The 17694-nt window shown below is 72.0% G+C and carries 13 protein-coding genes; 6 read left to right on the top strand and 7 right to left on the bottom strand.

From position 1 onward, the window contains the following. Positions 1-17 precede the first annotated feature (17 nt). Positions 18-1643, bottom strand: coding sequence for an apolipoprotein N-acyltransferase (lnt, locus tag AB0H62_RS27885; RefSeq protein ID WP_360589147.1), 1626 nt, complete (start codon positions 1641-1643; stop codon positions 18-20). Positions 1644-1653: 10 nt separating this feature from the next. Next, positions 1654-3270 carry an amidohydrolase gene (locus AB0H62_RS27880; RefSeq protein WP_360589145.1) on the bottom strand — a complete coding sequence of 539 codons (1617 nt, stop codon included), beginning with the start codon at positions 3268-3270 and terminating at the stop codon, positions 1654-1656. 214 nt (positions 3271-3484) lie between these two features. Between AB0H62_RS27880 and AB0H62_RS27875 the strand changes: the two genes are divergently transcribed. Then, the gene (locus AB0H62_RS27875; RefSeq protein WP_360589143.1) at positions 3485-4903 is read left to right on the top strand and encodes an FAD-binding oxidoreductase; all 1419 of its coding nucleotides are present in this window, start codon (positions 3485-3487) and stop codon (positions 4901-4903) included. 134 nt (positions 4904-5037) lie between these two features. After that, on the top strand, positions 5038-6423 hold the full coding sequence (locus AB0H62_RS27870) for a lysine 2,3-aminomutase (RefSeq protein WP_360589141.1): 1386 nt from the start codon (positions 5038-5040) through the stop codon (positions 6421-6423). A 73-nt stretch (positions 6424-6496) separates the two neighbouring features. Here AB0H62_RS27870 and AB0H62_RS27865 read toward each other — a convergent pair whose 3' ends face one another. Then, positions 6497-7300: a hypothetical protein gene (locus tag AB0H62_RS27865; RefSeq protein WP_360589139.1), complete on the bottom strand. Its 804-nt coding sequence runs from the start codon at positions 7298-7300 to the stop codon at positions 6497-6499. A 179-nt stretch (positions 7301-7479) separates the two neighbouring features. Here AB0H62_RS27865 and helR point away from each other — a divergent pair, with 179 nt between their 5' ends. Beyond that, a complete protein-coding gene (gene helR / locus AB0H62_RS27860) occupies positions 7480-9684 on the top strand; it encodes an RNA polymerase recycling motor ATPase HelR (protein WP_360589137.1) in 2205 nt (734 codons plus the stop codon). Positions 9685-9976: 292 nt separating this feature from the next. Here the strand turns inward: helR and AB0H62_RS27855 are convergent, their stop codons facing one another. The 3 genes from AB0H62_RS27855 to AB0H62_RS27845 all read right to left on the bottom strand — a co-directional run bounded on the left by AB0H62_RS27855 (position 9977) and on the right by AB0H62_RS27845 (position 13273). Continuing rightward, complete coding sequence (locus AB0H62_RS27855) at positions 9977-11134, bottom strand: serine hydrolase domain-containing protein (RefSeq protein WP_360589135.1); 1158 nt, start codon at positions 11132-11134, stop codon at positions 9977-9979. 181 nt (positions 11135-11315) lie between these two features. Beyond that, positions 11316-11936, bottom strand: coding sequence for a hypothetical protein (locus AB0H62_RS27850; RefSeq protein ID WP_360589133.1), 621 nt, complete (start codon positions 11934-11936; stop codon positions 11316-11318). A 107-nt stretch (positions 11937-12043) separates the two neighbouring features. Next, on the bottom strand, positions 12044-13273 hold the full coding sequence (locus AB0H62_RS27845; protein WP_360589131.1) for a S8 family serine peptidase: 1230 nt from the start codon (positions 13271-13273) through the stop codon (positions 12044-12046). Positions 13274-13505: 232 nt separating this feature from the next. Here AB0H62_RS27845 and AB0H62_RS27840 point away from each other — a divergent pair, with 232 nt between their 5' ends. The 3 genes from AB0H62_RS27840 to AB0H62_RS27830 all read left to right on the top strand — a co-directional run bounded on the left by AB0H62_RS27840 (position 13506) and on the right by AB0H62_RS27830 (position 17323). Beyond that, positions 13506-15614: a hypothetical protein gene (locus tag AB0H62_RS27840; RefSeq protein WP_360589129.1), complete on the top strand. Its 2109-nt coding sequence runs from the start codon at positions 13506-13508 to the stop codon at positions 15612-15614. Between the two features lie 141 nt (positions 15615-15755). Beyond that, positions 15756-16103, top strand: coding sequence for a YciI family protein (locus AB0H62_RS27835; RefSeq protein WP_220240751.1), 348 nt, complete (start codon positions 15756-15758; stop codon positions 16101-16103). Positions 16104-16105: 2 nt separating this feature from the next. Further along, the gene (locus AB0H62_RS27830) at positions 16106-17323 is read left to right on the top strand and encodes an RNA polymerase sigma factor (protein WP_360589127.1); all 1218 of its coding nucleotides are present in this window, start codon (positions 16106-16108) and stop codon (positions 17321-17323) included. 79 nt (positions 17324-17402) lie between these two features. Here AB0H62_RS27830 and AB0H62_RS27825 read toward each other — a convergent pair whose 3' ends face one another. Continuing rightward, positions 17403-17594 carry a hypothetical protein gene (locus AB0H62_RS27825; RefSeq protein ID WP_360589125.1) on the bottom strand — a complete coding sequence of 64 codons (192 nt, stop codon included), beginning with the start codon at positions 17592-17594 and terminating at the stop codon, positions 17403-17405. Between the last annotated feature and the right edge of the window lie 100 nt (positions 17595-17694).

The following is a 17694-nucleotide window of genomic DNA, read 5'->3' as shown; positions in this document are numbered from 1 at the left end:
CCTCCGAATCCGGCGGTTCAGCCCGCCGCGTCCCCTGCTGTCGTGCCGGCGCGAGTGCGCCGGGTGCGAAAACGGAGTACGAACCCGCCGGCGACACCGGCGATCGCCAGTGCCAGCAGTCCGTACTCCGTCCACGCACCGAGTCGATCCGACAGCGTAGTCTGCGTCCGCAGCGGCATGCGGCCGACCAGGGCGTCTGCCGTGAAAAGGCCGGTTGAGCTGGTGATCGTCCCGTCCGGGGCCACCAGGGCGCTCACTCCGGACGTCGCCGAGACCACCACGGCGCGCCCGTGTTCGACCGCGCGCAGCCGCGACATCGCCAGCTGCTGGTAGCTCATCTCCCCCGGTCCGTACCACGCATTGTTGGTCGGCACGACGAGCAGCTCGCCACCGTCGTCGGTCGCTTCGCGGGCGGGGTAGTCGAACGCGGTCTCGTAGCAGATGAACACGCCGACCTTGGTGCCCGCGACCGACAGGGCCGCGTTGCTGCCGTCGCCCGTGCGCATGTCGGCGGTGTCGTCGACGAACGGGGTGACCAGCCGCGCGATGTCCCGGGCGGGCACGTACTCCCCGAAGGGCACCAGCTGCTGCTTGGCGTAGCGCTGGCCCTGCCCGGTCTTCGGGTCCCACACGATCGCGGAGTTCTGGGCGGTCCCGTCGGGCAGGCGGTAGAGCGCGCCGATGATGGCGGGCACGCCGTAGGAGTTCACCATCTGGTCCACCGCCGGGTCGTCGCCGTCGACCGCGGTGGCGGTCTCGGGCCACACGAGCAGATCGGGTTTGGGCACCTTGCCCGCCTCGATCTGCGCGAGGAGCTTCGCGCTCTCCTCGAGGTGGTTCTGGCGCAGCACGTCGCGCTGGCCTTCGAGCGCGATGCCGATGTCGGGCGCGTTGCCCTGCACAGCGGCGACGGTGAGCGAGCCGTCCTGTGCGTCGGTGCCGACTGTCGGCCACACGGCCAGCCCGGCGACGACCGGCAGGAACGTGAGCACCAGGGGCGCGATGAGCCGGCGGTCGCGCAGCTTGCGCTGTTCCCTCCACCGCGCGGCCAGCGCGGCGAGGCCGAAGCCGCTGAGTACCACGGCGAGCCCGACGAGCGGCGCGCCGCCGACGGACGCCAGCGACAGGTACGCGCCTTCGGGCTGACTGAACGCGACGCGGCCCCACGGGAAGCCGCCGAGCGGGAACCACGCCCTCGGCGTCTCCAGCGCGACGAACACCAGCGCCCCCCACAGCGGCGCCAGCGGCAACCGGGACACGACCCGGATCAGCACCCCGGCGAGTCCGAAGTAGAGCGACAGCGCGCACGACAGCCCCAGCCACGGCCACGGCCCGAACTCCCGGCCGAGGAAGTCCTGCAGCCACACCAGCAACGCCAGGAAGAACACGACGCCGTAGACGAAGCCGTAGCCGAACGCGCCGCGCAGCGACCGTCCACGAAGGACGAGCGCGAACCCGGCGAACGCGATCGGCGCGAGCCACCACAGCGGTCTCGGCGCGAAGCTGAGGTAGTACAGGTAGCCCGTGGCGCCGGCGGCGACGAGCCGCACCAGCCACGCACGCGTGAACCGCGGTCGTTTCCGCCGCTTGGAGGTCGTTTCGTGCGGAGCGCCCGGTTCGGGGTCCACGACAGTCACTGCCACGCCCCGAACTCTAGGAGGCGGAGGTGAACTGGTCGTAGATGACCGTGCCTGCGCGCACCGTCCGCAGGCATTTCGGCAGCGGCGCACCCGGGTCGAGGCGCGGCAGCGGCGGCACGCCGGAGCGCGGATCGGTGGACCAGCGCTGCACGCGGGTGTCGGCCGTGGCGACGACGAGGTCGGTCGCGTCCCAGATCGCGTAGTGCGCCGGTGCGCCGGGCACGAGGCTGCCGGTCACGCCGTCGTTGACGCCGGCGGCGCGGTGGCCCGCGCGGGTGTGGGCGGTGAAGGCGGCGCGCGCGGAGAGCCGGGCGGCCGGGGTGTGGTGGTGCACGGCCGCGCGGACGGCGGCCCATGGGTCGAGCGCCGTCACCGGGGAGTCGGAGCCGAAGGCGAGCACCACGCCCTCCGCGGCGAGCGTGGCGAACGGGTTGAGCCCGGCGGCGCGGTCGGCGCCGAGGCGCTCGGCGTACATGCCGGCGTCGCCGCCCCACGCGTCGTCGAACAGCGGCTGCACCGAGGCGACGACACCCCAGCCGGCGAGGGCGCGGGCCTGGTCGGCGGTGACCATCTCCAGGTGCTCGAGCCGGTGGTGGCGGGCGGCGAGCGCGCGCTGGCCCACCTCCTTCTCAGCCAGCCGGAAGCCTTCGACGACCTCCGCGACGGCCGCGTCGCCGATCACGTGGAACCCGGCCTGTAGCCCGGCCTCGGTGCACGAGGCGAGGTGCTCGCCGATGCCGGCTGCGTCGGCGTAGAGGGCACCGGATGTGCCCGGCTCATCGGCGTACGGGCTGCTCAGCGCGGCGGTGCGGGAGCCGAGCGCGCCGTCGACGAACAGGTCGCCCGCCACGCCGTGGGCACCGAGGGCGCGGGCGGTGTCGAGACCGCCGAGCTCACCCCAGTAGCCGACGACCTCGGGCAGGCCGGGTTCGGCGGCGAGGGCGAGCAGGCCCGTGAAGTCGTCCTCGCCGCCGATGTCCGGGCCGCCGCACTCGTGCACGCCGACGATCCCGCGCGCGGCGGCCTCGGCGAGGAACGCGCGCTGCGCCGCGGTGCGCTGCTGCGGGCTGATCGCGGCGCGCGCGGCCGCGCGGACCTTGTGGTGGGCGTCGCGGGTGAGCGGTCCGTCGGCGGAGAAGCCTTCGCCGACGCGGGCCTCGGGCGCGAGGTCGATCAGCGCGGTGGACACGAGCGCGGAGTGCACGTCGACGCGGCTGAGGTAGACGGGCGTGGTGCCGGCGGCGTCGTCGAGCTCGGCGCGGCTGGGCAGGCGCGGGTCGGTCCAGGCCGACTCGTCCCAGCCGTGCGCGAGCAGCACCTGACCCGGCGCGGCGGCGACGGCGGAACGGACCGCGGCCAGCAGCTCGCCGGCGCCACGCACGCGCGTGAGGTCGAGGCCGGTCAGGTGCAGGCCGGTGGCGGTGGCGTGCACGTGGGCGTCGACAAACGCGGGGGCGACGAACGCGCCGTCGAGATCGACCACCGTCGCGTCCGGGTGCAGCGCGCGGGCGGGGGCGTCCTGGCCGACCCAGACCACGGTGCCGCCGGACACGGCCAGCGCCGTCGCGTCGGGGGAAGACGGGGTGTAGATCCTGCCGCCGAGCAGGAGCGTCGTGCTGTCGTTCGTCACGGTGTCGAGTCTCCCCCGCGTCGCGCGCGCCGACCGCCCGGGGTCGGTTTTCCTCACTCCGTGTGAACACGAGTTCACCCCTGTGAGCCAGGTCACCTGAACGGGTCGGGCCGGTCGGCACGTGCTTGGTCCGTGAGGGAGCGCCGCCGCCAGGTGGCCGCCGAAGGGGACGCGCGGTGCGGGTGACCGGCCGGGCGGGAGACAGGGGACTTCGATGCACCAGATCGTCGCGAGCCCGGTGACCGGGCTCATCCAGGCCGAAGACATCACCGACCTCGTCGCTGTGACCGAAGGCGAGGTGCTGCTGCCGGGCGAGCCCGGATATGCCGCCGAGTGCGCCGCCTTCAACTTCAACAACCCGCTCGAACCCGCGCTCGTCGTCGCCGCGGCCTCGTCCGCCGACGTGCAGAACGCCGTCCGGTTCGCGCGGCGCCGATCACTGCCCGTAGCGATCAAGGCCACGGCTCACCAGGTCGTGGCCCAGGCGCGGGACGCGGTGCTGATCACCACGAGCCGCATGACCGGCGTGACCGTGGACCCGCGGCGGCGCACCGCGCGGGTCGAGGCCGGCGCCCGTTGGCAGCAGGTCCTCGACGCGGCGGCCGAGCACGGGCTGGCGCCGCTGGCCGGGTCCGCGCCGGGCGTCGGCGTCGTCGGCTACACGCTCGGCGGCGGCCTCAGCCCCGTGATCGGGCGGACCCGCGGCTACGCCGCCGACCACGTGCGGCTCATCGAGGTCGTGACCGCCGACGGCGCGCACCGGACCGTGACGGCCGAGACCGAGCGCGACCTGTTCTGGGCGCTGCGCGGCGGCAAGGGCAACTTCGGCGTGGTCACCGCGCTCGAGTTCGACCTGTTCCCCGTCACCCGCTTCTACGGCGGCGGCCTCTACTACGCGGGCGAGGACCTGGCCGTGGTGCTGCACGCGTGGCGCCAGTGGGTGCCGCTGCTGCCAGAGGAAGCCACGACCTCGGTGATGGTGCAACGGCTGCCGCCGGCACCCGAGCTGCCCGATGTGCTGCGCGGCGCGTTCGTGGTGCACCTGCGCTTCGCCCACCTCGGCTCGCCCGAGGCCGCCGAACGGCTCCTCGCGCCACTGCGCGACGTCGCCCCGGTGCTCCTGGACCTGGTGGAAGACAAGCCGTTCAGCTCGATCGGCGAGATCCACCTCGACCCGGCCGACCCGCTCCCGTACTACGACCGCACCACCAGCCTGCGCGAGATCACCGCCGAGACGATCGACGCGCTCGTCGAGCTCACCGGGCCGGACTCGGACTGCCCGCTGCTGGGCGTGGAGCTGCGCGCCCTCGGCGGCGCGCTCGACCGCGAGCCCGCGGTGCCGAACGCGGTCCCTGTGCGCGGCGTGCCGTTCCTGGTGTTCGCCCTCGGCGTCGGCGGTCCCGAGCGCGCCGAGGAGCTGCGCGCTGCCCTCGACACCGTTGTCGGCGCGCTGGAGCCGTGGTCGGCCGAGCGGCAGTCGCCGAACTTCCTCTCGGCCGACGAGGGCTCGTCGGCCGCCGCGGTGCGCGCGATCTACGGGCCGGAGCGCTACGACCGGCTCGCCGCGGTGAAGCACGTCTACGACCCGGGCAACCTCTTCCGCGTGAACCACAACATCCGTCCGGCAGCTTGAGAACGCGTGCCGCAGCGGTCTTACCGCTGCGGCACGCACAGTCACCGTGCAAGAAGATTTACGTCGTGAGAACGTTATGGCAGGATAATTTAACGCGTTACCGACGACTTGAAGCACGAATGACTGGAGTACAGATGACTGCGATCCAGGAACCCGTGCCGCCTCCCGCCCACGACCAGCCGTACGACTACGCGCGCACCGAGCTGGTGGAACCGGACTGGCGCCGCTTCCCCGGCTGGCACCACGTGACCGACGCCGAGTGGCGCGACGCGCAGTGGCAGCGGGTGCACTGCGTCCGCAACGTCAAGCAGCTGCGCGCGCTGATGGGTGATCTGCTGGAGGAGCGGTTCTACGAGGACCTGCTCGCGGACCAGCAGGAAATGGCCACGATGTCGATGCTGCTGCCCCCGCAGATGCTCAACACGATGGCCCCGTCCGCCGGCAGCGACCCGGCGAAGGTCACCAAGGCGTTCTACGCCGACCCGATCCGCCGCTACATGCTGCCCGTGCGCAGCGACCGCGACCTCGCGTGGCCCAGCCACCCGCACTCGGAGCGCGACTCGCTGCACGAGGCCGAGATGTGGGTCGTCGAGGGTCTCACGCACCGGTACCCGACCAAGGTGCTCGCGGAGATGATCTCGACGTGCCCCCAGTACTGCGGGCACTGCACGCGCATGGACCTCGTCGGGAACTCGACGGAGCAGGTCGAGAAGCACAAGCTCACGCTCAAGCCAGTCGACCGCCAGGACGCGATGATCGACTACCTCAAGCGCACCCCGGGCGTGCGCGACGTCGTGGTGTCCGGCGGCGATGTCGCCAACGTGCCGTGGCCGCAGCTCGAGTCGTTCCTCATGCGCCTCATGGACATCGAGACCATCCGCGACATCCGCCTCGCCACCAAGGCGCTGGCCGCGCTGCCGCAGCACTGGCTGCAGCCGAAGGTGACCGAGGGCCTCGAGCGCGTCGCCGTCACAGCCCAGCGGCGCGGCGTGAACCTCGCCATCCACACGCACGTCAACCACGCGCAGTCCGTCACGCCCCTGGTCGCCGAAGCCGCGCGCACCGCGCTCGAGGTGGGTGTGCGCGACGTGCGCAACCAGGGCGTGCTCATGCGCGGCGTCAACGCCACCCCCGCCGCACTGCTGGACCTGTGCTTCGCGTTGCAGGGCGAGGCGAACATCCTGCCGTACTACTTCTACATGTGCGACATGATCCCCAACGCCGAACACTGGCGCGTCGCCGTGTGGGAAGCCCAGGACCTGCAGCACGCCATCATGGGCTACCTCCCGGGCTACGCCACCCCCCGCATCGTGTGCGACGTCCCCTACGTCGGCAAGCGCTGGGTCCACCAGCTCGCCGACTACGACCGCGACCGCGGCATCTCCTACTGGACGAAGAACTACCGCACCGGCATCGAGCACGCGGACCCGGAGGCCTTGCGGCGGCGGTACCCGTACTACGACCCGATTTCGACGCTGCCGGAGAGCGGGCGGAAGTGGTGGGCCGAGCAGAACGGCTGAGGCGCGCGACGCGGTGGTGGGCGTCGCGACGGGTTCCGCGCGACGCCCACCACCGTCCGGCCGCTACCGGAAGTCAGCTGCCCGCGGCCACGGCGACCACGCCGACGTCGACCTGCACCGTGCCGCCGTCGGTGACCGTGAACGGCTCGGTGCGAGCGGTCTGGAAGTACTGGTTCTCGCCGTTCGGCGTGAAGTCCGAGTCGACGCGGTCGTCCCCGGCGTCCGGCGTGGTGAAGAGCCACCGGCTGGTCTGGACCTCGACCTCCGCGTAGTACTCCTTCGCCGGGACCTGCTCGGAGTACTTCCCGTCGAAGGTTTTCGCCGCGCCGTACAGGTCGTCGTCGCCCACCGAACGGACGCTGATGCCGCCCGGGTCCACCGCGGGCTCGCCCGGCTGCCGCAGCCCGTCGGCGTTGAGGTCGTTCCAGAACTGCGTCTTGACGATCCCCTTGCCGACGTAGGTCAGCGTCTGCCGGTCGGTGTCGTTCGCCGCGTTCGCGTCGGGTGACGTCGTCGACGCCTCCGCCGTGACGTCGGACGCCCCGCCCGCGGTCGCGCCGGACACCCCCGCGGTCAGGCTCAGCCCGTAAGGCTCCGCACCGGCGGCGAGGTCGCCGACGAACGCACACGTGGTGGTGCGCCCCTCACCCGAGCAGTCCCACTGGTTCGTGGTCATGCTGCCGGTCTCCTGCAGCTCGTGCGGCAGCGTCACGCTGAACCGCACCCCGGACGCTGCCGCGGTCCCGGCGTTGCGCACCTGCACGTACACCGAGGTCCAGCCGCCGTCGGGGAGGATATCGAGCGCGGCCGGGCCTTGTAGAACTGCCGCCGGTATGCGCGAACACGGCGTGAACATGAAGAGGAAGATCCGACTCATCTGCTCGAGGGGTTCTCGAGGCCGGGAACAGGCGGGAAGAAAGCACACGCTCCCCCGCCACTATCAACGTATAACGCACCCCGGGGCTTGTGGCAAGACCCGGGTGATGCCGCACAATCACCACCCTGAAGCCGCGACCTGCGAAAACGCGGTGGCGGCGAGAGTGGTGAAGGGGATCTGTGTCAGCTGAGGGGTACGAACAGGAATTGCGGTCCGAGCGCGCCTACGTCGCCGGGCTTTACACGCGCCTCGACGGCGAACGCGCGCGGGTGAAGGGCGAGTACGAGGCGGCGCTGGGGGAAAACGGCGGGACGCCCATGGAGCGCGACGTGCGCGTGCGTGCGCTGGGCAGGGAGGTGCGGCGGCTGGACGTGGTGGACAACGGCCTGTGTTTCGGCCGCCTGGACACGCTCGACGACGACGTGTCCTACATCGGCCGCATCGGGTTGTTCGACGAGGAGGACGAGTACCGGCCCGTGCTGCTGGACTGGCGGGCGCCGGCGGCGCGCCCGTTCTACACCGCGACCGGGGCGCACCCGGAGAACGTGCGCCGGCGCCGCCAGTTCCACACGCGCGGGCGGCGGGTCCGCGAGTTCACCGACGAGGTGCTCGGCCGGCCCACCACCGGCGAGCACGGTGACGCCGACGCGGCGCTGCTGGCGGCCGCCAACGCGCCGCGCGGTGAGGGCATGCGCGACATCGTGGCGACGATCCAGGCCGAGCAGGACGAGATCATCCGGCTCGACCACCCGGGCGTGCTGGTGATCGAAGGCGGCCCGGGCACAGGGAAGACCGTGGTGGCGTTGCATCGCGTCGCCTACCTGCTCTACACGCAGCGGGAGCGGATGGAACGTCATGGCGCGCTTGTCGTCGGGCCGAACCCGGCGTTCCTGCAGCACATCGGGCGCGTGCTGCCGTCGCTGGGCGAGACCGACGTGGTGTTCACGACCACCGGCGGTTTCGTGCCCGGCCTGCACGTGACCGCCGAGGACGGGCCGGAGGCGGCGCGGCTGAAGGGCGAGCTGAAGATCCTCGACGTGCTCGCGGCCGCGATCGCCGACCGGCAGCGGATGCCGGAGGAGCCGGTGCCGGTCACGGTCGGCGACGTCATCGTGCGGATCGACGCCGAGACCGCGCAATGGGCCATCGAGGAGGCGCGCGCGAGCGGGCTGCCGCACAACGAGGCGCGCGACGTGTTCACCGAGATCGTCACCTACGTGCTCACCGAGCGCGCGATCAACCGCATCGGCCGCGGCTGGCTGGGCCGCGACAACCGCGAGGAACGCGACGACCTCAAGCGCACCCTCCTCAAGGAACTCGCCGGCAACCCGCGGTTCGTCGCCGCCGTCGACAAGCTGTGGCCCATCCTCACTCCGCAGGGCCTGCTCGCGTCGCTCTACGAGTCACCGGAACGGCTGCGCGCGGCAGGCGCCGACGCGGTACTGCTGCGCGAAGACGGCGAAGCGTGGACGGTGTCGGACGTGCCGCTGCTCGACGAGCTCGTCGACCTGCTGGGCCGCGACAAGGCCGCCGACGCCCGGGCCGAGCAGGCGGCCGAGCGGGAGCGCAAGGCCCAGGCCGCCTACGCCGCCGACGTGCTCGACTCGCTCATCGAACGCGAGGACCTCAACGACGACGTCGGCCTGCTCGCCAAGGACCTGCTCTACGCCGAGGACCTCGCCGACCGGTTCGTGGCGCGCGACACCCGCGACCTCGTCGAACGCGCCACCTCCGACCGCGGCTGGACCTACCGGCACGTAGTGGTCGACGAGGCCCAGGAACTGTCCGAAATGGACTGGCGCGTACTGATGCGCCGCTGCCCGGGCCGCTCCTTCACCGTCGTCGGCGACCTCGCGCAACGCCGGTCGGCAGCCGGGGCGACGTCGTGGGCCTCGATGCTGGACCGCTACGTGAGCGACCGCTGGGCGTACCGCTCCCTCACGGTCAACTACCGCACGCCGGCGGAGATCATGAGCGTCGCGGCCGCCGTGCTGGCCGGGTTCGCCCCGGGGATCCGCCCGCCGGACTCGGTCCGCGCCAACGGGGTCCAGCCGTGGTCGCGGCACGTCACCGAGGCCGAACTGCCCGCCGCGGTGGAGGAGTTCGTGCGCGAGGAAGCCGGACGCGAAGGCACCAGCGTCGTCATCGGGCCCCCGGACGTGCCCGGCGCCGTGCCGGCCGCGGAGACCAAGGGGCTGGAGTTCGACTCCGTGCTGGTTGTGGACCCGGACCGCATCCTCGAGGACGGTCCTCGCGGCGCTGCCGAACTGTATGTGGCACTGACGCGCGCGACGCAGCGCCTCGGTGTCCTGCACCGCGGCCCGTTGCCGGTGGCGCTGATGGGGCTCACCGAGACAGCGGCGCCCGCGACGGCCGGGCGCTAACGGTGGATGTTCGAAAAGTCTGACGCGGAAATGCGAGGCCTGTGCCAAGCACTGCCAAGGGGCTGGTGCACCACACCGTCACCGGTACGGCCCACCAGCCTCTTGGCGGTCGACGACCTCGCCTCACCCAGACCGAAAGGCCGGTCTCCTGTGCAGAAGGAACCTGACCCCGCGTAGCCGTAGGCGTCGAACGCGGGCGCGACCATGGCGTCTGTTCTAGACCATCTGGCCTGCCGGCGTGCCACCAGCAGGCCAGATGGCAGCCAATATTCGCGCGGCGCGCGGCGGGTCGTCAGCTCGAGAGCAACACCCCGACCGCCAGCTCGAAAACCTCCCGCAGCTGCCCGAACAGTGGCGGCCCGCTCGTCGGGGTGATCTGCGCCGTGATGGACACCGCGACGCCGCCGCGGCCGTCGGGTGTGGCGGCGGTGAACTGGGTGTAGCCGAGGGTGTTGCCGGTGTGGCCGTAGACGCGGCCGTAGCGGGTGTCGTAGCGGAAGAGGGCCAGGCCGGCCGCGTTCGTGCCCGGGCCGGGTGGTTCGGACCCGCCCGCCAGGAACCGGAGCTGGGCGTCGCGGGTCTTGCGGTCGATCAGGGCGCCGCCGACGTAGCCGCGGATGAAGCGCACCAGGTCGGCCGGTGTGGACACCACGCCGCCGGAGGCCCAGCTCCAGCCGGCGGCGACGGTGGTCGTCACGTCTTCGGGCGGGCCTGCGACAGTGGTGTCGTAGCCGTGCAGCGCCGGTTCCGGCAGGTCCGGACCACGCGGGAGGCTCGTGTCGCCCAGCCCCAGCGGCTGCAGCACGCGCTGGCGGAGCACGTCCTCGTACCGCCGGCCGGTGACCGACTCGCACATCAGCGCGACGAGGATGTTGTCGGAATTCGAATACGCGTAGCGGCTGCCGGGGCGGAACAGCAGTTCGGGATCGGTGGTGTACGACAGCAATTCCCGCGGCGGTGGCGGGTCGCGCAGGCTCGCGACCAACGCGTCGCGGAACTCGGTGGCGTCGCTGAAATCGGGGATGCCGCTCGTGTGGCCGAGCAGCTGGCGCACCGTCACGGCCGACCACTCCCGCGGCATCCCGCGCACCGTCCGGCCCACCGTGGTGTCGAGCGACAGCCCGCCGCTGCTCACGAGGGAGAGCGCCGTCGCGCCGCTGAACGCCTTGGCCACGCTCGCCACCCGCATGCGGTGGTCCGCGCGCGGGGAGCGGTGGGTACCGAGCCGGGGAACTCCCGCCGTGTAGAGGGAAGTTCCCGACCCGCGGCCGATCGCGACGACGACCGCCGGCGGGCCGTGCGGGCTCTCGTGCAGCCGCCGGATCGCCGCGCGCAGCGAGTCCTCCACGCGCGGGCGCCCGGTGGCCGTGGCCGGGGCGGCCGTCCACACGAGACCGCCCGCGGCGGCGAACGTGGCTTGGGCGAGAATCGCGCGCCGAGACATCACCATCGCACCACGGTAGCCGCGGGAAATGCGCAGCCCTGACGTTTCTTCGTCGCCCGGAAATCGTCACGACGGAGAATCGTTCCCTATTCCCCCGGTGCGCATTCCGCGCGTTCACGCACCCGGCGGTGAATTACGGGCCGGGCCGGCGGTGCGCTTCCCCGCGCACCGGCGGCCCGGACACCGCTCACGCCATCTCGGGCACGTTCAGGTGCGCGATGGCGAGGTCGAACTCGCGGACGTCGAGCCGTTCGGCGCCGGCTTCCCGCAGGGTGGCCGCGCGCAGCGAGTTGGCCTTCTGGGCGGTGCGGCCCAGTGCCTCGGCGCTGTCGTAGCCGATCGAGGCCACGCACCGGCCGCTCGTGCGGTCGAGCAGCAGGCTCGCACTGCAGAACCCGTCGAACTCGGCGAGCGCCGGCAGCGTGGTCATCTTGAACACGTCGACGACGGCGTCCACTTGCTCGGGCGCCACCTTCAGCCACGTTCCCCGCACCGCCGCACCGGCACCGGAATGGTGATCACGGTGCAGCAGCGCGATCTCCCACTCCTCCACCTGCGGTGGTCCGCCGAACATGTCGGCGACCTGCTGCCGCAGCACGGTCATCGCCTGCGCGCTCTCATGCATGAACTCGGCCGAGCGCCACGCCGTGGTCACGATGGTGCGGCTGTCCTTTCGGCCGAGAAGCATCGACAGTCCCACGTTCCCCTCGGTGGCCAGCGCCGCGGGCATGACGGTGTCGCGCACGTAGGCGACCGCGTCGTCCTGCGACGCCGGCTTCAGCTGGATCGTCGTGCTGCGAGCGAACACGATCCACCTCCCGGCGGTCGTGGCGGCGCCCCGGTGACGCCACCGGTCCCCTCACCCTCCCCCCGGGCGCGGCGGGTCACAACGCCCCGAATTTCACGGTGCCCGGGTCAGAACGCGGCGATACCGTTCGGCGTGCCGAGACCGGTCGGGCCGTCGTAGCCCGCGCCGGCGGTGCACAGGTACGAACCACCACAGGAGCCGTTGCTGCCGGAGGTCACGTCGAACAGGCCATCAGGGTGCGCGTACGGCTGCGCCGCGGCCGTGACGGAGTTCCCGGCCAGCGCGTACACCGACGCGACGACCGGCGACGACAGGCTCGTGCCACCGACCTGCACCCAGCCGTCGGCGCCCTGCGCGAGCCCGAGCGTCAGCAGCAGGTCGCACAACGCCCCGCCGCCGCAACTGTTGTACGTGTCGTACACGCCGAGCCCGGTCTTCGGGTCGGCCACCGCGGCCACGTCGGCGACAGTTCGCTTCGCACACGCGGTGTCGTGCTGCCACGCGGGTTTCGGCTCGAGCGCGGAGCACCCGCTGCCGCTGCCCGACCACGTCGTCTCCGCCCAGCCGCGCGAGGTGCCGGCGGCCTTCTTCAGTGTCGTGCCGCCGACCGCCGTCACGTAGGGCGACGACGCGGGCCAGCTCACGCCGTAGCCGGCGTCGCCGGACGACGCGGTGATGGCGATGCCGGGGTGGTCGAGGTGGGTGTCGGCGGCGGTGATCGTCGGGTCCTCGTCGCCGCCGTAGCTGTTGGAGATCGCCACGACCCCCGGGGTCGCTGCGGCCGTGTCGACGGCCGTCATCAGCGGGTCGGTGTCCGGGGAATCGGCTTCCACCAACAGGATGCGGCAGTCGGGGCAGGTCGCGGACACGGCGTCGAGGTCGAGGCTGATCTCCTCCGCCCAGCCGTAGTCCGGTGCCGGCAGCGGGCTCGCCGCGCCGTGCTGGTTGACCTTGCGGAAGCAGCCGTCGGCCGATGTGCACGGCGCCAGCCCCCGCGCGGCGCGGTAGGTCGCGAGGTCGCTCTCGGCGGTCGGGGCGTCCATGGCGTCGACGATCGCGACGGTGCGGCCGTTCGCGTGCCGGCCGCCGAGGCCGTAGGCGGCCTGGATCTCAGCCGGTCCGTAGCCGACCGGCGTCGCCGCGACCAACGGTCCCGGCCCGTCCGGCGATTTGATCGCCTTGCCCAGGCAGTGCAGGCGGGCCTGCGCGCACCCGAAGTCGACCAGGCCGCCGCCCAGCAGCGGCGCGGCGTTCGCCGTGGTTGTGGTGGCAGCCGCCAGGGGAACGGCCAGCGTCACCGCCACGAGCACACGAGCCAGGTTCTTGAGTCGCGACACTGCGGCCTCCTTGATCACGCTGAGACAGCGAATGGTCGCATGTAACTCGTTCCGGGTCACCCGTCCGAATGAGGGAAAGTTCCACACCTCCGTTCCGGGTTGGCCCACCTCCACCAGTATTGGTCCAGACAACTGTTACCAAGGCGTGACGCGCAGGCCGCCGACCGGCGGCTACTTTGTTGTGACTTACAACAAATCCGTGTCTGTGAATCACCGACGGAGGTGCCACGGCGTGAACCGGACCTTGGACCGGACCTTGGACCGCAGCTCCCGATCCCGAAGTTCCCGATCCGACGGCGCGCGATGGCGGAGGGCGCTCGCCACGGCCGCGCTCCTGGCGGGGGCCGGGCTGGTCGCCGCTCCCCCGGCCTCGGCTGCCGGCGACTACACCCAGGCCGCCGCGGCGGCCGGCGCGCAGCAGGTGCAGCTCACCTTCACCCCCGCCGGCCCGGCGCGCTACGTCGATGTGCACTACACGGTCGTGCCCGGCGTAGGGCAGCAGAACGTGCGCATGACCGAGGGCGGCGGCACCTGGCACACCACCGTCGGCGGGCTCGGCAGCGGCAGCGTGCTCGACTACTGGTTCACCTACGAGAAGAACGGGCCGCAGTTCGACACCCCGCACTTCACGTTCACCCAGGGCGGCGGCACGCAGGCCGGCTGCCCGGCACAGCCCGACGTGCCGGACTTCGGTCCGAACGTGCGGATCTTCGACCCGAACATGCCCGCCGCCACGATCCAGGCGCAGCTCGACGCCGACTTCAACGCGCAGAAGGACACGCAGACCGCGCAGTTCGCCGACCGTCGCGTGGCGCACCTGTTCAAGCCCGGCACCTACGCCGTGCACGACGACGTCGGCTTCTACACCTCCGTCGCGGGCCTCGGGCGCAACCCCGACGACGTGACGATCAACGGTGACATCACCGTCGACGCGTTCAACGCCTCCGACCAGGGCGTGGCGCTGCAGAACTTCTGGCGCTCGGCCGAGAACATGGCCGTGAACCCTGCCAGCGGCAACGACCGGTGGGCCGTGGCGCAGGCCGCGCCGTTCCGCCGGATGGACATCCGCGGCGGGCTGCAGCTCTACCCGGCCAGCTTCGGCTTCGCCAGCGGCGGCTACGTCGCCGACACCCGCGTGTCCGGGCAGACCGCGTCGATCTCGCAGCAGCAGTGGTACACGCGCGACTCGGCCTTCGGCAGCTGGGATGGCGGTGTGTGGAACATGGTCTTCTCCGGCACCACCGGCGCGCCGGCGAACACCTTCCCGAACCCGCCCGAGACGACGCTGGCCACCACGCCCGTCTCGCGCGACGTGCCCTACCTCTACCTCGACGGCGCGAACTACCGCGTGTTCCTGCCTGCCCTGCGCACCAACGCGTCGGGCCCGAGCTGGGCCGCCGGCTCCACCCCGGGGACGTCGCTGCCGATGAGCCAGTTCCGCGTGGTCAAGCCCGGTGACACCGCGGCGTCGATCAACAGCTCGCTGGCCGCGGGCTGCAACCTGTTCTTCACCCCCGGCGTGTACCACCTCGACCAGACGTTGAACGTCACGCGCGCCGACACCGTCGTGCTCGGCATCGGCTACCCGACCCTGGTGCCCGACAACGGCGTCGACGCCATGCACGTCGCGGACGTCGACGGCGTCCGGGTGAAGGGCCTGCTCTTCGACGCCGGCACCACGAACTCGCAGTCGCTGCTGACCGTCGGCACGGCCGGGTCACACGTCGACCACGCGGCGGACCCGACGACGCTGCAGGACGTGTTCTTCCGCGTCGGCGGTGAGCTCGCGGGCAAGGCCACCACGAGCCTGGTCGTGAACAGCGACGACACGATCATCGACCACACCTGGGCGTGGCGGGCCGACCACGGCAACCCCGGCACGGTCGGCTGGACCACCAACACCGCCGACACCGGGGTGCTGGTCAACGGCGACGACGTGCTCGCGACCGGCCTGTTCGTGGAGCACTACCAGAAGTACCAGGTGATCTGGAACGGCCAGCGCGGGCGGACGATCTTCTTCCAGAACGAGATGCCCTACGACGTGCCGGACCAGGCGTCGTGGAACGCGCCCTCGGGCGTCGCCGGGTACGCGGCCTACAAGGTCGGGGCGAACGTGACCTCCCACGAGGCGTGGGGTCTGGGCAGCTACTGCTTCTTCGACACCAACCCCGCCGTGTCGAGCTACCACGCGTTCGAAGTGCCGAACACGCCCGGCGTGCGGTTGCACAGCCTGCTCACGGTGTCGCTGAACACCCGCGGCAGCATCACGCACGTCGTCAACGACACCGGCGCGGCGACACCGTCTGGCACGGCGCCGGTGAACGTGGTCAGCTACCCGTAGCGGCGCGCGACGGGTACAAGAGGGCTCTTCGCCGGCGTCGCTCCGGCGAAGAGCCCTCTTGTTGTTCGTGGAAGTTCCGGCGAGTGTCGAAGTGCCCTTCGGCTGTTCGTGTAACGGGTGACGAGAGGGAAGGATCGAGCCATGAAGCAGTACCTGCTCAGCGTCTACCAGCCCGACGGACCCACGCCGTCGGCGAAACAGCTCGACACGATCGTGGACCGGCTGGACGCGCTCAACGCCGAGATGAAGGACGCCGGCGCGTGGGTGTTCTCCGGTGGCCTGCACGCGCCCGGTTCGGCGACGGTCGTGCGGGCCGAGGACGGTGATCTGCTCACGACCGACGGCCCGTTCACCGAGGGCAAGGAGCACCTGGGCGGGTTCACGATCGTGCGCGCGCCGGACCTCGACGCCGCACTCGGCTGGGCCGGGCGGATCGCCGAGATCACCACGCTGCCGGTGGAGGTCCGGCCGTTCCAGGGCGAGGCCTGAGCGTGTCCACTGTGGACGCTCTGGATCGGGTGTTCCGCGCCGAGTACGGGCGGACCGTGGCGGTGCTGGTGAAGGTGTTCGGGGACGTCGACGTCGCCGAGGAAGCGGTGCAAGAGGCGTTCGCGGTGGCGGCGGGCCGCTGGCCGGCCGACGGACTGCCACCGAGCCCCGCCGGATGGCTCGTGACCACCGCTCGTCGCCGGGCTCTGGATCGTTTGCGCCGCGAGTCCTCGCGCTCCGACCGGCACGCGCAGGCCGCTCTCCTGCATGCCGGCACGGAACCGGTCGAGGAGGGCCCGGTGCGTGACGAACGGCTCCGCCTCATCTTCACCTGCTGCCACCCGGCGCTCGCCCCGCACGCCCGGGTCGCGCTCACCCTGCGGCTGCTGGGCGGCCTGACGACAGGCGAGATCGCCCACGCGTTCCTCGTGCCGGAGCCCACGATGGCGCAGCGCGTCTCCCGCGCCAAGGCCAAGATCCGCGACGCCGGCATCCCCTACCGCGTCCCCGCCGACGCCGACCTACCCGACCGCCTCGCCGCCGTACTGGCCGTGGTGTACCTGATCTTCACCGAGGGCCACACGGCGACGTCGGGAGCCTCGCTGGGCCGCCCCGACCTCGCGGCGGAGGCGATCCGGCTGGGACGGGTGCTGGCTTCGCTGATGCCCGACGAGCCCGAGGTGCTGGGATTGCTGGCGCTGATGCTGCTGGTCGAGTCACGCCGTCCGGCTCGCACGGGTCCCGGCGGTGCGGTGGTGCTGCTGCCCGACCAGGACCGCGGTCTTTGGGATCGTGCCCTGGTTTCCGAAGGGCAGGACCTCGTCCGCCGCTGCCTGCGCCGCGACCGGCCCGGGCCGTACCAGCTGCAGGCCGCCATCAACGCCGTCCACAGCGACGCTGCCACCGCCGGGGAAACCGACTGGCGGCAGATCGTGCAGTTGTACGACCACTTGCTGCTTCTGACGCCGACGCCGGTGGTCGCGCTGCACCGTGCGGTGGCCGTTGCTGAGGTCGACGGGCCGGGCGCGGCGTTGGCGCTGGTGGACCCCTTGGATCTGGACGGTTACCACCTGCTGCACGCCGTGCGGGCCGACCTGCTGGCGCGCGCCGGCCGACGCAGCAAGGCGGTGGCCGCGTACGACCGGGCGGTGGAGCTCGCGGAGAACGCCGCCGAACGAGCCCTGCTGGAACGCAAGCGTGCCGCCCTCGCCGACACCTAGGCGGACCGCGGCCGATCGCCGGCGAGTACGAGGCGAATGACTGGCTTCGGGGCGGCCGCGAGCCCCGGCGCACCGAGCGCTACGCGTGGCGGACCGCGTGCAGGGCGGCTCGGCGCCAGGCCGCCGCCGTCATCGGGGCCACGAGCGGGCGGGCGCCCGGCACCGTCATCGGGTACAGGTCGGCCGCGGCGTCCCACGCCGGCAAAGCGAGCTGGTGGGCCCAGGTGGCCTCGACGATGGTGCGGATGGCCTCGTCACCGCCGGTCGTCAAAGCCGGAGCGAGGGACGCGTGCGCCGCGGGCGTGAGGGTGTGGCCGGCGAGGAGGCGCTCGGCTTCGCGGCGCAGGCGGGTTTTCGCGGCGGGGACGGAG

The organism is Amycolatopsis sp. NPDC050768, assembly GCF_040654155.1.
In the GTDB taxonomy this organism is placed as follows: domain Bacteria; phylum Actinomycetota; class Actinomycetes; order Mycobacteriales; family Pseudonocardiaceae; genus Amycolatopsis.
This window is presented reverse-complemented; position numbering and strand designations above follow the sequence as displayed.

What these genes read in the sequence shown, in the direction of transcription:
- AB0H62_RS27865 (WP_360589139.1), bottom strand. Translation starts at nt 7,300, where the DNA reads ATGAGTCGGATCTTCCTCTTCATGTTCACGCCGTGTTCGCGCATACCG.
- AB0H62_RS27870 (WP_360589141.1), top strand. Translation starts at nt 5,038, where the DNA reads ATGACTGCGATCCAGGAACCCGTGCCGCCTCCCGCCCACGACCAGCCG.
- AB0H62_RS27855 (WP_360589135.1), bottom strand. Translation starts at nt 11,134, where the DNA reads ATGGTGATGTCTCGGCGCGCGATTCTCGCCCAAGCCACGTTCGCCGCC.
- AB0H62_RS27835 (WP_220240751.1), top strand. Translation starts at nt 15,756, where the DNA reads ATGAAGCAGTACCTGCTCAGCGTCTACCAGCCCGACGGACCCACGCCG.
- AB0H62_RS27875 (WP_360589143.1), top strand. Translation starts at nt 3,485, where the DNA reads ATGCACCAGATCGTCGCGAGCCCGGTGACCGGGCTCATCCAGGCCGAA.